15 protein-coding genes are annotated in these 12,258 nt (G+C 56.1%); 9 read left to right on the top strand and 6 right to left on the bottom strand.

All coding sequences use genetic code 11. From position 1 onward, the window contains the following. Positions 1–23: 23 nt before the first annotated feature. From Q3H59_RS12755 to mdtH, 3 genes are all read right to left on the bottom strand, one after another. Positions 24–587: a lipoprotein gene (locus tag Q3H59_RS12755; protein WP_101760859.1), complete on the bottom strand. Its 564-nt coding sequence runs from the start codon at positions 585–587 to the stop codon at positions 24–26. A 111-nt stretch (positions 588–698) separates the two neighbouring features. Further along, on the bottom strand, positions 699–1,346 hold the full coding sequence (gene grxB / locus Q3H59_RS12750; protein ID WP_101760858.1) for a glutaredoxin 2: 648 nt from the start codon (positions 1,344–1,346) through the stop codon (positions 699–701). Positions 1,347–1,435: 89 nt separating this feature from the next. Further along, on the bottom strand, positions 1,436–2,638 hold the full coding sequence (gene mdtH / locus Q3H59_RS12745) for a multidrug efflux MFS transporter MdtH (protein WP_101760857.1): 1,203 nt from the start codon (positions 2,636–2,638) through the stop codon (positions 1,436–1,438). Between the two features lie 245 nt (positions 2,639–2,883). On the opposite strand from mdtH, the gene rimJ reads away from it, so the two are divergent. The 4 genes from rimJ to murJ all read left to right on the top strand — a co-directional run bounded on the left by rimJ (position 2,884) and on the right by murJ (position 6,716). Further along, positions 2,884–3,477, top strand: coding sequence for a ribosomal protein S5-alanine N-acetyltransferase (gene rimJ / locus Q3H59_RS12740; protein ID WP_101760856.1), 594 nt, complete (start codon positions 2,884–2,886; stop codon positions 3,475–3,477). 15 nt (positions 3,478–3,492) lie between these two features. Next, positions 3,493–4,134 carry a DUF480 domain-containing protein gene (locus Q3H59_RS12735; RefSeq protein WP_309835194.1) on the top strand — a complete coding sequence of 214 codons (642 nt, stop codon included), beginning with the start codon at positions 3,493–3,495 and terminating at the stop codon, positions 4,132–4,134. Position 4,135: 1 nt separating this feature from the next. Further along, positions 4,136–5,056 carry a Gfo/Idh/MocA family protein gene (locus tag Q3H59_RS12730; RefSeq protein ID WP_137385551.1) on the top strand — a complete coding sequence of 307 codons (921 nt, stop codon included), beginning with the start codon at positions 4,136–4,138 and terminating at the stop codon, positions 5,054–5,056. Positions 5,057–5,177: 121 nt separating this feature from the next. Next, entirely contained in the window at positions 5,178–6,716 is a 1,539-nt protein-coding gene (gene murJ, locus Q3H59_RS12725) for a murein biosynthesis integral membrane protein MurJ (protein ID WP_309835192.1), read from the top strand. Positions 6,717–7,015: 299 nt separating this feature from the next. On the opposite strand, the gene flgN is transcribed toward murJ, so the two are convergent. The 3 genes from flgN to flgA all read right to left on the bottom strand — a co-directional run bounded on the left by flgN (position 7,016) and on the right by flgA (position 8,523). Then, complete coding sequence (gene flgN, locus Q3H59_RS12720; RefSeq protein ID WP_101760852.1) at positions 7,016–7,447, bottom strand: flagellar export chaperone FlgN; 432 nt, start codon at positions 7,445–7,447, stop codon at positions 7,016–7,018. 5 nt (positions 7,448–7,452) lie between these two features. Next, complete coding sequence (gene flgM / locus Q3H59_RS12715) at positions 7,453–7,758, bottom strand: flagellar biosynthesis anti-sigma factor FlgM (RefSeq protein ID WP_101760851.1); 306 nt, start codon at positions 7,756–7,758, stop codon at positions 7,453–7,455. A gap of 105 nt (positions 7,759–7,863) precedes the next feature. Beyond that, the gene (gene flgA / locus Q3H59_RS12710) at positions 7,864–8,523 is read right to left on the bottom strand and encodes a flagellar basal body P-ring formation chaperone FlgA (protein ID WP_101760850.1); all 660 of its coding nucleotides are present in this window, start codon (positions 8,521–8,523) and stop codon (positions 7,864–7,866) included. A gap of 153 nt (positions 8,524–8,676) precedes the next feature. Between flgA and flgB the strand changes: the two genes are divergently transcribed. The 5 genes from flgB to Q3H59_RS12685 are packed head-to-tail and all read left to right on the top strand — an operon-like array spanning position 8,677 to position 12,248. Continuing rightward, positions 8,677–9,090 (top strand): flagellar basal body rod protein FlgB, encoded by a 414-nt coding sequence (gene flgB, locus Q3H59_RS12705; RefSeq protein WP_008103091.1) that lies wholly within the window; start codon positions 8,677–8,679, stop codon positions 9,088–9,090. Positions 9,091–9,092: 2 nt separating this feature from the next. After that, a complete protein-coding gene (flgC, locus tag Q3H59_RS12700; protein WP_064740862.1) occupies positions 9,093–9,497 on the top strand; it encodes a flagellar basal body rod protein FlgC in 405 nt (134 codons plus the stop codon). Positions 9,498–9,509: 12 nt separating this feature from the next. Further along, positions 9,510–10,181 (top strand): flagellar hook assembly protein FlgD, encoded by a 672-nt coding sequence (gene flgD / locus Q3H59_RS12695; RefSeq protein ID WP_110865917.1) that lies wholly within the window; start codon positions 9,510–9,512, stop codon positions 10,179–10,181. 25 nt (positions 10,182–10,206) lie between these two features. Continuing rightward, positions 10,207–11,469, top strand: a complete 1,263-nt coding sequence (gene flgE, locus Q3H59_RS12690; protein ID WP_137385553.1) for a flagellar hook protein FlgE — start codon at positions 10,207–10,209, stop codon at positions 11,467–11,469. A 20-nt stretch (positions 11,470–11,489) separates the two neighbouring features. After that, positions 11,490–12,248 (top strand): flagellar basal body rod protein FlgF, encoded by a 759-nt coding sequence (locus Q3H59_RS12685; RefSeq protein WP_101760847.1) that lies wholly within the window; start codon positions 11,490–11,492, stop codon positions 12,246–12,248. Positions 12,249–12,258 lie beyond the last annotated feature (10 nt).

The following is a 12,258-nucleotide window of genomic DNA, read 5'->3' as shown; positions in this document are numbered from 1 at the left end:
ACCGGAAGGTGCGGTTGCGCGGATTAATCTGTAAACGGAATCACCAATTGGCCCGGTTTCACTTCAATTCCTTTAGCAAGTTTCTTCGCCAGCGCTTCGCCTTTGCTGCGGTCTGCACTCAGCACATAAGCAGGTCTCTCATTAAAGTAGCGCTTCAGCGACTCATTGAGATACGGCGTGAGAGTTTTCATGATCGATGCCATTTTCTCCGGCTGCACCTGCGCATCGACAATCTCCATGTCATGCAGATAAATCGCGCCTTCCTGTGCGTTGTAAACCGGCTGCGCCTTCATTTTCAGCAGCATTTCGGCCTGCTGCGGACCAAACAGCGAGCTGACATTGATATTGGCTTTACCCGAGAGCGTTATTTTGCCGGGTTCTTCACGGCCAATCTGGCTGTTGAGATCGCTCAGCACAATGTGCGCATTCACCAGCCCGGAAACGCCGATATCTTTTTCGAAGTTATTGCGCTTTTGCAGCGCCTGATTCACTTCCTGTTCGCTGATGGTGTATTGCGTCAATTGGTTACAGCCGCTGAGTAGCACGGCAAAAAGCAGAGCGAAAAGCCCGGTAAGCGCCTTTTTCATATTGTCCTCATCCTGATCGAAACGGCAAAACAGCCATAGCCTGCCTGAATCAGCGGCATGTGTCACCAGGAGAGAGATGAGAAGCGCCGCAGCGCCTCTCAGGGATGAAGATTATGCGGCGATGGAGGAGAGCAGATTAACCTGGGTTTGTTTCGCCATGTTGTCGCGATAATCGGCAACGCGGCTTGGCCATTCAATGCCGTTGACCAGCGTTAAGGAGCGCAGCAGCGGGAACAGATGAATATCATCTTCCGACAGTTCGCCATTTACCGCATTGGGTTTGACGATCAGCTTGTCGAGCTGACGCAGATCGTCGCTGATGTTTTTGATTAAGCCCGGCGCGTGTTTACGCAACTCGCTGAAATCGCCCACGCTGGCCTGCTTCTTCTCGCTGAAGTAGCTACGCGCTTCCGGCGTAGCGAATTCGGCGAAGGAGGCATCGGCGATGCGCGGCAGCAGCAGCTTATTGACGTAGCCATTCACGTGGCGCAGCCAGTCGCTGATCGCAGGATTGCTTTTGCCATTGAGCAGCGGTTGGTGATCGTATTTATCTACCAGGCGCACAATATCCATACTTTCCGGTACAGCGCTGCCGTCGGCCTGTTGCAGAATCGGCGCCATTTTCTGGCCGATCAATTTTTTCGGCGTTTGCTCGTCGTCATTCAGCATAACGATGAGTTCTAATGGCAGATTTTTTAAGCCGAAAATCATGCGTGCTTTGACGCAGAAAGGGCAGTGATCGTAGATGTAGAGTTTCATCCCGTTTCTCCTGTGGTTCTAAGGGTGACAGAGGTCACCCTTTTTCCGGACGTGCGGGAAGTATGGAAGAGATCTTTGGCGGGGGCAAATTAGCTGCTGAAAATCGCTGGTGCCACCGAACGCGGCTGGAACTGCCACCAAAGCGCCAAAAGGGTGATCATGCCAACGCTGCTCAGCAGCATCCACGGCAGTTCCGGCAGCGCCCATTGCTGGCCCATATCGAACATCCAGCCGCCGCCGGAGTAGCCGATCAAGCCGCCAATCGCGAGGCCGAGTCGGCTGAAGCCCATATAGCTGCCGCGCGCACGTGAACTGGCCAGCGAAGCGCTGAGCGTTTCTCGCGCCGGTTCCGCGATGATTGAGCCCAGATAAAAGAGGGCGATCAGCATAAACAGCGACGGCAGCGAATCGGTCATGCCAACCGGCAGCAGGCTGAACGTCATCAGGAACAAGCCGGCCATCAAACGCGTTTCGAGGCGGAAGCGTTTTTCGCTCCAGCGCGCCAGCGGATAGAGCAGGCTTAATGACAGCAGCGCTTCAATCGCGTACATCCACTTCACCGCAGCAGGCGCCCCGGCTACCTGATTCACCATCACCGGCAGCATTAACATCACCTGCACGGCGAGAATGTAGTAGCCGGTCAATGTCAGCACGTACAGGCGAAAACGCTTGTCCTGCCAGACGCGTTGCATCCCTTCACGCATCGCAATGCGTTCGGTCGAGATGCGCCACGCCGGTAACCAAACGGCGTTAAACAGCGCAGCAGTGACAAACACCGCCGCGCCAACCCAGCACACCAGACGGAAATCCCACGCCAGCAGCCAGCTACCAATCAGCGCGCCCAGCACCGCACCAGCGCTGTCCTGCATCATCAGCAGGGAGAAGAAGCGGCCGCGATCGCGTGCGCGCACCAGTTTCATCACCAGCGCGCTGCGTGGCGGGTCAAACAGCGTGCCGCCAAGACCGGAAAGCAAACAGGCAAACCACAGCAGCCAGGGTTCATGCGCCAGCGCCATGCAGGCAAAACCCGCCGCGCGCATCAGCATGCCGGTGACGATCAGCGGACGCGCGCCAAAACGGTCGGCAATCGCACCGCCGAAGATGCCGAATCCCTGCTGGACGAACTGGCGCAAGCCAAGCGCAATACCGACCATCAACGCGGCCCAGCCCAGCTGTTCGACAAAATGGATGGAAATGAGGGGAAACACCACGAAAAAGCCCATCACAACCAGCATGTTATCCACTAAAAGAAATGTTTTACCGAGGCGTCGTGCCCGCGCAACCCGAGACATGCTAATTCCTGAGCAAATGAGAGGAGATAAGAGACCAATTGGTCTATTTTCCGCCTGCTCAGTGGCGAAAAACAGCTTTCTCAGGATGATATTTTTTCATCGAATCCGCAGAAATATTAATCCTAAATCAGGATGAATCCTGAGGAACGCGTTCAAGAGTTTTACCGCAAGCGGGGTGACGGTTATAGTGAGGAGTATCGCCGCTGGCGTACATCTTTCTTAAGTTATGGATTTCAGGAGTCATGATGTTTGGCTATCGTTCTGCTGGCCCACGCGTGCGCCTCACTACCGATCGCTTAGTGGTGCGTTTAGTACACGAACGCGATGCCTGGCGATTAGCGGATTATTACGCTGAAAATCGTGCGTTTCTCAAGCCGTGGGAACCGGTGCGCGACGAGAGCCATTGTTATCCTTCGGGCTGGCAAGCGCGCCTCGGACTGATCGCCGACATGCATAAACAGGGCTCAGCCTACTATTTTGTGCTGATGGACCCGGAAGAGACCGAAGTGCGTGGTGTGGCGAATTACAGCAACGTGCTGCGCGGCTCGTTTCACGCCTGCTATCTCGGCTATTCGCTTGGCGAGAAGTGGCAAGGTCAGGGGCTGATGTTTGAAGCGCTCACTACCACCCTTCGCTATATGCAACGCCAGCAACGTATTCACCGCATTATGGCTAATTATATGCCGCACAATCAGCGCAGTGGCGATCTGCTGGCGCGCCTCGGATTTGAAAAAGAGGGTTACGCCAAAGATTACTTGTTGATCGATGGGCGCTGGCAGGATCATGTACTCACCGCGTTGACCTGCCGGGAGTGGACCCCGGATCGTCGTGGACAATAATAAAGGATCACCTCAATGAAAATGGCCTTATCCGCGCAGGCATTGCGCGTGATTGGATGCCTGCTGGAGAAGCAGGTCACCACGCCGGATCAATATCCGCTCTCCCTTAATGGCGTTGTCACCGCCTGTAATCAGAAATCTAACCGCGAACCGGTGCTGAATCTCAGCGAGATGGAGGTGCAAGCGCAGCTTGATGAGCTGGTGAAAAAGCATCTGGTGACCGCCAATAACGGCTTCGGTCAACGCGTCAGCAAGTATGAACAGCGCTTCTGCAATTCCGCTTTCGGCAATCTGCAACTGAGCAGCGCTGAAGTCGCCGTGCTGACGCTGCTGTTCCTGCGCGGTGCACAGACGCCGGGCGAACTGCGCACCCGCAGCGGTCGTCTGCATGAATTCAGCGATATGAATGAAGTCGAGCAGACGCTTATCGGTTTAAGCACGCGCGAGGATGGCCCAATGGTGGTGCGACTGGCGCGCGAACCGGGCAAACGTGAAAGCCGCTATATGCATCTTTTTGGTGGCGAAGTAGAGGAAGACGCGGCCAGCGCAGAAAGCGTCAGTGACAACGGCGATTTAACCGCGCGTGTCGCGCAACTTGAAGAAACGGTTGCTGAGTTGCAGTCGCAACTGCAACAGCTGCTGCAAAAGGAGCACTAATATGACGCTGCGTATTGGCATTGTAGGATTGGGCGGTATCGCGCAGAAAGCGTGGCTGCCGGTGTTATCGCAAGCCAGCGGCTGGCAATTAGCGGGTGCGTTTTCGCCCAATCAGGCAAAGGCGCAACCGATCTGCGATAGCTATCGCATACCTTATTTTGGTCAACTGGATGCGCTGGCCGCCGCCAGTGATGCGGTGTTTGTTCACAGCAGCACCGCCAGCCATTACGAAGTGGTTAAAGCGCTGCTGCTGGCGGGCAAAGATGTGTGCGTCGATAAACCGTTAGCCGAAACGCTGCAACAGGCTGAAGCGCTGGTGGCGCTGGCGGACAAGCAGAAGCGCAAGCTGATGGTGGCATTTAACCGCCGCTTTGCGCCGCGTTATCAGCAGTTGAAAAGTGACATGCCACGCGCCGCCTCGCTGCGCATTGAAAAGCACCGCGCGGATAGCGTGGGTCCACAGGATTTGCGTTTTACCCTGCTGGACGATTATCTGCACGTGGTGGACACCGCGCTGTGGCTGGCGGGCGGCAGCCTGACGCGCGAGTTAGGGCACATTGAGACCAATGATGATGGCGCGATGCTGTACGCCGAACACCATTTCTCCGCCGGATCGCTGCAAATCACCACCAGCATGCATCGTCGCGCCGGGACACAACGCGAAGTCGTCAGCGCCATCTGCGACGGTGATTACATCGAAATTAACGAGATGCGCGACTGGCAGCAGGAAAACCGCGGCGGCATGGTGCGTGATGTGCCGCCCGCGTGGCAAAGCCACCTTACTCAGCGCGGTTTCAGCGGCGCAGCGCACCATTTCATCCAGTGTGTTGAAAATCAGACGATGCCTGAAACCAGTGGCGAACAGGCGCTGGCGGCGCAGCGTCTGGTGGAAAAATTGTGGCGCGATGCCGAACGTGAATAATTCCTTGTAACACTCAATGCTGGTCATTTCCCGCCGTGGCAGTAGACTATCGCCGGACATCACGGGATGTCCGCGCTAAGTCGCTCATTTCTCCGACACTTTTCAGGATGCGCCACTCAATATGAATTTGTTGAAATCGCTGGCTGCGGTCAGTTCGATGACCTTGTTTTCCCGCGTACTGGGCTTTGCCCGCGATGCCATTGTGGCGCGCGTTTTCGGCGCCGGAATGGCAACCGATGCCTTCTTTGTTGCCTTCAAACTGCCGAACCTGCTGCGCCGTATCTTCGCTGAAGGCGCGTTTTCTCAGGCGTTTGTGCCGATTCTGGCGGAATATAAAAGCAAGCAGGGCGAAGATGCCACGCGCGTGTTTGTCGCTTACGTCTCCGGATTACTGACGCTAGTGCTGGCGGTGGTAACCGTGTTAGGGATGATCGCTGCGCCCTGGGTGATTGTGGTGACGGCGCCAGGCTTTGCCGATACCGCCGATAAATTTGCCTTAACCAGCGCACTGCTGCGCGTCACCTTTCCCTATATTCTGCTGATCTCGCTGGCCTCGCTGGCGGGCGCGATCCTCAATACCTGGAACCGTTTTTCCGTGCCGGCGTTTGCGCCGACGCTGCTGAACATCAGCATGATTGGTTTTGCTGTCTTCGCTGCGCCGCATTTTAATCCGCCGGTGATGGCGCTGGCGTGGGCCGTGGTGGTCGGCGGCGTGTTGCAGCTGTTTTATCAGCTGCCGCATCTGAAAAAGATTGGCATGCTGGTTTTGCCGCGCCTGAATCTGCGCGATGCGGGCGTGTGGCGCGTAATGCGTCAAATGGGGCCGGCGATCCTCGGCGTGTCGGTGAGCCAGATTTCACTGATCATCAACACTATTTTCGCCTCCTTTTTGGTTTCCGGTTCGGTTTCGTGGATGTATTACGCCGATCGCCTGATGGAGTTTCCTTCCGGCGTGCTGGGCGTGGCGCTGGGCACCATTTTGCTGCCCTCGCTGGCGAAGAGTTTTGCCAGCGGTAATCAGGAAGAGTATTCACGGTTGATGGATTGGGGACTGCGCCTCTGCTTCCTGCTGGCGCTGCCGAGCGCGGTGGCGTTGGGCATTTTGTCCGGGCCGCTGACGGTCGCGCTGTTCCAGTACGGCAAGTTCACCGCGTTTGATGCCCTGATGACGCAGCGCGCACTGATTGCCTATTCAGTGGGTTTGATGGGGCTGATCGTGGTGAAAGTGCTCGCACCCGGCTTCTATTCTCGTCAGGACATCAAAACTCCGGTGAAAATTGCCATCGTGACGCTGATTGTGACGCAGCTGATGAACCTGGCGTTTATCGGCCCGCTCAAACATGCCGGTTTGTCGCTGTCGATCGGTCTGGCCGCTTGCCTGAATGCGGCGCTGCTGTACTGGCAACTGCGTAAGCAGGATATCTTCCAGCCGCAGCCCGGCTGGTTCAGTTTCCTGACCCGTTTGCTGATTGCCGTAGTGGTAATGGCCGCAGCGCTGTTTGGCATTCTGCAGGTGATGCCGGCATGGGAAGAGGGGCAGATGTGGTGGCGCTTGATTCGTCTGGCGGCGGTCTGCGCCATTGGCGGCGGCGCATACTTTGCGATGCTGGGTCTGCTCGGCTTCCGCCCGCGCGACTTCGCGCGCCGCACGCTGGTATAAAATTATGCTCCCACGCAGACGGAAGTTTGTTTTGGTCCGGCGGTCCTCGCGCCGCTTCGCGGTACCTTCACTGCGTACGTCAGCCTGACGGACCGGCTCAGACGGGACTTCCTTGTCCCGGCTGAGCCTTTCGCCCGCGTCCTGCGGGCAAATCCTGGCTTCCTTTCTCCGTTCAGCGCTGCGGATGCCTGCCCAAAACAAACTTCCGTCTGCTGCTTATCACTGGTGCGCTGTGCTTAAAAGCACAACAAAAAGGCCGCCATCCCAAAAGATAGCAGCCTCTTCAAACCCACTTTTCTCTACCCTTTACGACTTAGCGTCGCCTGACCTTTACCCAAACCATCCGGGCCATAAAACGCCTGGGTTTGGTGGGGTCGCAACACCGCCAATGCTTCATTGGTGTAGCCGATTTGATGCTGCAACAAAATCCCGTTATGCGTATTGGCATCGCGCAAGCGGCGCGTATGTTGCTGAATACGCATCCAGCGGCTTTCGCGATCGCTGTGATCACCATAGGGCGCCTGCGTGCCGAGCGTTTTCTCGGTGGTGCGGCGCATCTCGTCCAGATAATTCAACGTCGTCAGCAGCGCGCTTTTATCTTCAGAAATACGCTGCAGCAGGTTGCCATTGATCTGGCCGGCAGAAAGTTGCTGTTGTTCTTCATCCATTACCACCGCAAGGGATGTCAGCACGTCCTGCATTTTGTCTAAGGTGATCAGCAGATGGTCCATTGGGATTAGTTACCCTCTAAATACGCCTTGGTATCGGCGATCAGCGCGTCGGCGATCTTACCGGTATCCATTTTCAATTCGCCATTACGAATGGCCGTCTTCAGCTGCTCAACGCGCGCTGTATTAATATCTTTGCTGCCAGGCTGCATCAGTTGCGCCTGCGCGGTACTCAACTTCACTTCCGCACCGCTTTCGCTGGTGGTGCTGGCTGCTGGCGTCGCGCTCTGACGCACTTTGCTGCTGTTATCGTTATTGTCGCGTGTTTGAACAGTGCTAACCGGATTCGTAGGCTGCGTTCTGTCGATGCTCATGGTAAGGCTCCTGTAAGGTCAGTTGGGGGTTAGCCAACTGAGTCAGCATAGGGTAATGTCTTTGTTGATATCTCTATCGGCAGAACAACAGGGTTCTTTAACGCTTTATAGCGATATCAGAATATTCCCATCCGCGTCGACGCGACCACTGACAACCTGACCATTTCCCATCCTTACGCGCACCATTTGTGCCGCGCTGGCGTTGTTCAGCGCACGTCCTTCGCTGCTGGCATTAAACCCGTTTCCACTGGCGACTACCATCACATTTTGACCGGCTTTTACGCGCCACGGCTGACGCACCATGGTGGCAGTGACCGGCTGTCCTGGCGGGATATCGCGTAGCGCGATCGCATCGATGACGCCGCTGCTATCCATCAATGCGCGTGCTGGCAGTTCATCGAGTCGTCCGGTTGCCAGACGCACGTCCGTCGGGCTGAGATTACTGCCGCGCGCCACCTGACGGCTCGCCACCAGATATTGCCCGGTGACCTGCACCTGAACCTGCAGGAAACGACGATTTTGATCGCAGTTAGCAGCGATGCTGATGTTGCCCCACTGACGGCTATTGCCCGGCAGCTGCAGTTCAGGGGTTTCGCAGTTTGGCCACTGCGCCTGTGGCGTACGCACCACCACCGTCATGCCGGCGGCATGTTGTGGGTCGCGCGCTTTAAAAAATTGGGTCAACTGCGCGGTAAGGTCCGCAGCAGAACTGGGTAGCGCCAGTGCCAGCAAAAGTGTGGCTAGCAACGTGGAATATCTGCGCATAACGCCTCCTGACGAGAAGATGGCACTGAGTCTACGCCTCGCGCAAAAAAATCAATGTCAAAAATAGCCGTCATTTTTGCTGCTATTCAGACGATCACCCTTGCATTTGTCCACTTAAGCTGTCAGCTCGAAATTCTCATTCGCGGAGGAAGCATGCTCGACAAACTCGATGCCGCGCTGCGATTTGGTACTGAAGCGTTAAACCTACGTGCTCAGCGTCAGGAAATCCTGGCGTCAAACATTGCCAACGCCGATACCCCGGGCTACCAGGCGCGGGATATCGACTTTGCCAGCCAGCTGAGCAAGGTGATGCAAAACGGTCGCGCCGAAGGCAGCAGTCTGGCGCTGAATGTGACGTCCTCACGCCACATTGAAGCGCAAACCAACTCTCAGCCGTCACTGGATCTGCTGTACCGCATTCCCGATCAACCCGCCGCGGATGGCAACACCGTGGATATGGATCGCGAACGTACGCAGTTTGCTGATAACAGCCTGAAATACCAAACCGATCTCACCCTCATCAGTAGCCAGATCAAAGGCATGATGAGCGTTCTGCAGGGGCAATAAGCATGGCATTGCTGAATATCTTTGATATCGCCGGTTCTGCGATGACAGCGCAATCACAGCGCCTCAACGTCAGCGCCAGTAACCTGGCCAACGCCGACAGCGTGACCGGTCCAGATGGCCAGCCTTACGTGGCGAAGCAGGTGATTTTCCAGACCGACGCCGCACAAGGTGCAGCCACCGGCGGCGTGAAGGTCGCTGGCGTGGTGAACGATCCTACCCCGGCAAAACTGGTGTATGACCCTGGCAATCCGCTGGCGGATCAGAAGGGCTACGTCAAGATGCCAAACGTTGATGTGGTGTCCGAAACCGTTAACACCATGTCCGCGTCGCGCAGCTACCAGGCCAACGTTGAAGTGCTGAACACGGTGAAGTCAATGATGATGAAAACTCTCACTATCGGTCAGTAACGGAGAACGAATATGAGCGTAGCAGTAGGAATTAAAGACAGTCTGGATCCAACGGTCCTGACTTCCAGTAGCGCTTCGAGCGGTAACTCTTCCGCCGACCTGCAGAATCAGTTCCTGAACATGCTGGTGGCGCAGCTGAAAAACCAGGATCCCACTAATCCTATGGATAACAGCCAGCTCACCACGCAGTTGGCACAGATCAACACCCTGAGCGGTATTGAAAAGCTGAATACCACGCTGGGATCCATCTCCGGCCAGATCACTACCAGCCAGTCGCTGCAGAGTTCAACGCTGATTGGTCACGGTGTGATGGTCAATGGTTCGCAGGTATTGGTGGGCAGCGGTACGACTACGCCGTTTGGCATTGAGCTGGCGACAGCGTCCACGGCCACCAGTGTCACGATTAAAGACAGTAACGGCGCCACGGTCCGCACCATTGACCTCGGCAAACTGAGCTCTGGCGTCCACACCTTCTCGTGGGACGGCAAGCTGGATGACGGTTCTACCGCCGCGGATGGCAAATATTCTGTTTCGCTGGCCGCCAGCAATGGCAGCACGCAACTGGTGGCGCAGCCGCTGAACTATGCCTACGTCAATGGCGTCAGCACCACTGATGGCACCACAAAACTGGATCTCGGCACCATGGGCTCCGCAACCCTCGATGAAATTCGTCAGATTCTCTGATTAACCTTTTAGCAGGAGAGATTACATGTCTTTTTCACAAGCGGTGAGCGGCCTCAATGCTGCCTCCAGCAATCTGGATGTGATTGGTAACAACATCGCCAACTCCGCCACAGCCGGTTTTAAATCCAGCACCATTGCTTTTGCCGATATGTTTGCCGGCTCTAACGTGGGTTTGGGTACCAAAGTTGCCGCCGTCATTCAGGACTTTGGTGATGGAAGTACGACGTCAACCAGTCGTGGACTGGATGTGGCACTGAGCGGCAACGGTTTCTTCCGCATGACCGACGCCAGCGGCGGTGTGTTCTATTCCCGTAACGGCCAGTTCACGCTGGATGCCAACCGTAACCTGGTGAACACCCAGGGTCTGAACGTCACCGGCTATCCGGCCAGCGGTACACCACCAACCATTCAGACCGGTGCCAACCCAGTGGCGCTGAGTATTCCAACCACGCAGATGGGGGCACGTGCAACAACAACTGCTACCCAGGTTGCCAACCTGAACTCCACCAGCACCACCCCGACCGTCACCCCGTTTGATAAGTCCAACGTTGATAGCTACAACGCGAAAACCACCATGACGGTGTATGACACGCAGGGTAACGATCACCAGTTAGACATGTACTACATCAAAACGGCGGATAACACCTGGACCGTGCATATGGTTGACTCCACCACCGGTAATGAAGTTGGTAATACTGCGGGCGGTGACAACCTGGGTTATCAGATGCAATTTGATGCTAACGGTAAGCTGACGCAGGTGGGGAAAATCACTGCAGCGGGTGTTGCTGACACCAGCGCTTCCCTGGCAAACCTGGTTGTGGACGGCACCAACGGGGCGAATGGCATGAACATCAGCCTGAGCATGTTGGGTAGCCTGCAGCAAAACACCGGTGCGACCACTTTTGGTAACCCAACGCAAGACGGTTATCAGCCTGGCGATCTGACCAGCTACACCATCAATGATGACGGCACCATTACCGGCACTTACTCCAACCAGAAAACACAACTTCTGGGACAAATTGTCTTGTCGAGTTTCTCTAACCCGGAAGGTCTGAAGTCTGAAGGTGACAACGTCTGGTCTGCCACCAGCTCATCAGGTCAGGCCGCCACTGGTCTGGCAGGCACCGGTACTTACGGCAACCTGACTTCAGGTGCGCTGGAAGCGTCCAACGTCGATATGAGCAAAGAGCTGGTCAACATGATCGTTGCGCAGCGTAACTATCAGGCCAACAGCCAGACCATCAAAACTCAGGACCAGATTCTTAACACCCTGGTTAACTTACGTTAATTCGCTAACGGGATTGCTTTATGGATCACGCAATATATACCGCCATGGGCGCGGCCAGTCAGACGTTGGATCAGCAGTCGGTAACGGCCAGCAACCTCGCCAACGCCTCAACGCCGGGCTTTCGTGCTCAGCTCAACGCGTTGCGCGCGGTGCCGGTCAGCGGCTGGTCGCTGCCGACGCGTACGCTGGTTGCCGCTTCCACGCCGGGCGCCGATATGTCACCGGGCTCGATGGACAACACCGGCCGTACGCTGGATGTGGGCGTCGCGCAGGACGGCTGGTTGGCGGTGCGTGCCGCTGACGGTACCGAAGCTTATACCCGCAACGGCAACATGCAGATCAGCGCGACCGGTATTTTGACTATTCAGGGCAATCCCGTAATGGGCGATGGGGGTCCGATCGCCATCCCGCAAGGCGCTGAATTGACCATCGCGGCAGACGGGACCATCACCTCGCGTAACGCCGGTGATGCACCCAATGCCACGGTGCAGATTGGTCGTCTGAAGCTGGTGCGCGCCACCGGTAAAGAGATGCAGCGCGGTGATGACGGCATGTTCCGTCCTAATCAGCAAACCCAGGCGACGCGCGGCGCTGCGCTGGCAAATGATGCCACCATGACGGTGATGCCCGGCGTGCTGGAGGGCAGTAACGTCAAGCCGGTGGAAACCATGGTCGATATGATCGCCAACGCCCGACGTTTTGAGATGCAGATGAAAGTGATCTCCAACGTCGATGAAAACGAACAAAAAGCTAACAGCTTGCTCAACATGAGCAGCTAAGGCGTAAGGA

The organism is Pantoea sp. SORGH_AS_0659, from assembly GCF_031453915.1.
GTDB classification, from domain to species: Bacteria; Pseudomonadota; Gammaproteobacteria; order Enterobacterales; family Enterobacteriaceae; genus Pantoea; species Pantoea leporis.
This window is presented reverse-complemented; position numbering and strand designations above follow the sequence as displayed.

Coding starts and splice junctions, on each gene's coding strand:
- Q3H59_RS12755 (WP_101760859.1), bottom strand. CDS start 587: ATGAAAAAGGCGCTTACCGGGCTTTTCGCTCTGCTTTTTGCCGTGCTA.
- grxB (WP_101760858.1), bottom strand. CDS start 1,346: ATGAAACTCTACATCTACGATCACTGCCCTTTCTGCGTCAAAGCACGC.
- mdtH (WP_101760857.1), bottom strand. CDS start 2,638: ATGTCTCGGGTTGCGCGGGCACGACGCCTCGGTAAAACATTTCTTTTA.
- rimJ (WP_101760856.1), top strand. CDS start 2,884: ATGTTTGGCTATCGTTCTGCTGGCCCACGCGTGCGCCTCACTACCGAT.
- Q3H59_RS12735 (WP_309835194.1), top strand. CDS start 3,493: ATGAAAATGGCCTTATCCGCGCAGGCATTGCGCGTGATTGGATGCCTG.
- Q3H59_RS12730 (WP_137385551.1), top strand. CDS start 4,136: ATGACGCTGCGTATTGGCATTGTAGGATTGGGCGGTATCGCGCAGAAA.
- murJ (WP_309835192.1), top strand. CDS start 5,178: ATGAATTTGTTGAAATCGCTGGCTGCGGTCAGTTCGATGACCTTGTTT.
- flgN (WP_101760852.1), bottom strand. CDS start 7,447: ATGGACCATCTGCTGATCACCTTAGACAAAATGCAGGACGTGCTGACA.
- flgM (WP_101760851.1), bottom strand. CDS start 7,758: ATGAGCATCGACAGAACGCAGCCTACGAATCCGGTTAGCACTGTTCAA.
- flgA (WP_101760850.1), bottom strand. CDS start 8,523: ATGCGCAGATATTCCACGTTGCTAGCCACACTTTTGCTGGCACTGGCG.
- flgB (WP_008103091.1), top strand. CDS start 8,677: ATGCTCGACAAACTCGATGCCGCGCTGCGATTTGGTACTGAAGCGTTA.
- flgC (WP_064740862.1), top strand. CDS start 9,093: ATGGCATTGCTGAATATCTTTGATATCGCCGGTTCTGCGATGACAGCG.
- flgD (WP_110865917.1), top strand. CDS start 9,510: ATGAGCGTAGCAGTAGGAATTAAAGACAGTCTGGATCCAACGGTCCTG.
- flgE (WP_137385553.1), top strand. CDS start 10,207: ATGTCTTTTTCACAAGCGGTGAGCGGCCTCAATGCTGCCTCCAGCAAT.
- Q3H59_RS12685 (WP_101760847.1), top strand. CDS start 11,490: ATGGATCACGCAATATATACCGCCATGGGCGCGGCCAGTCAGACGTTG.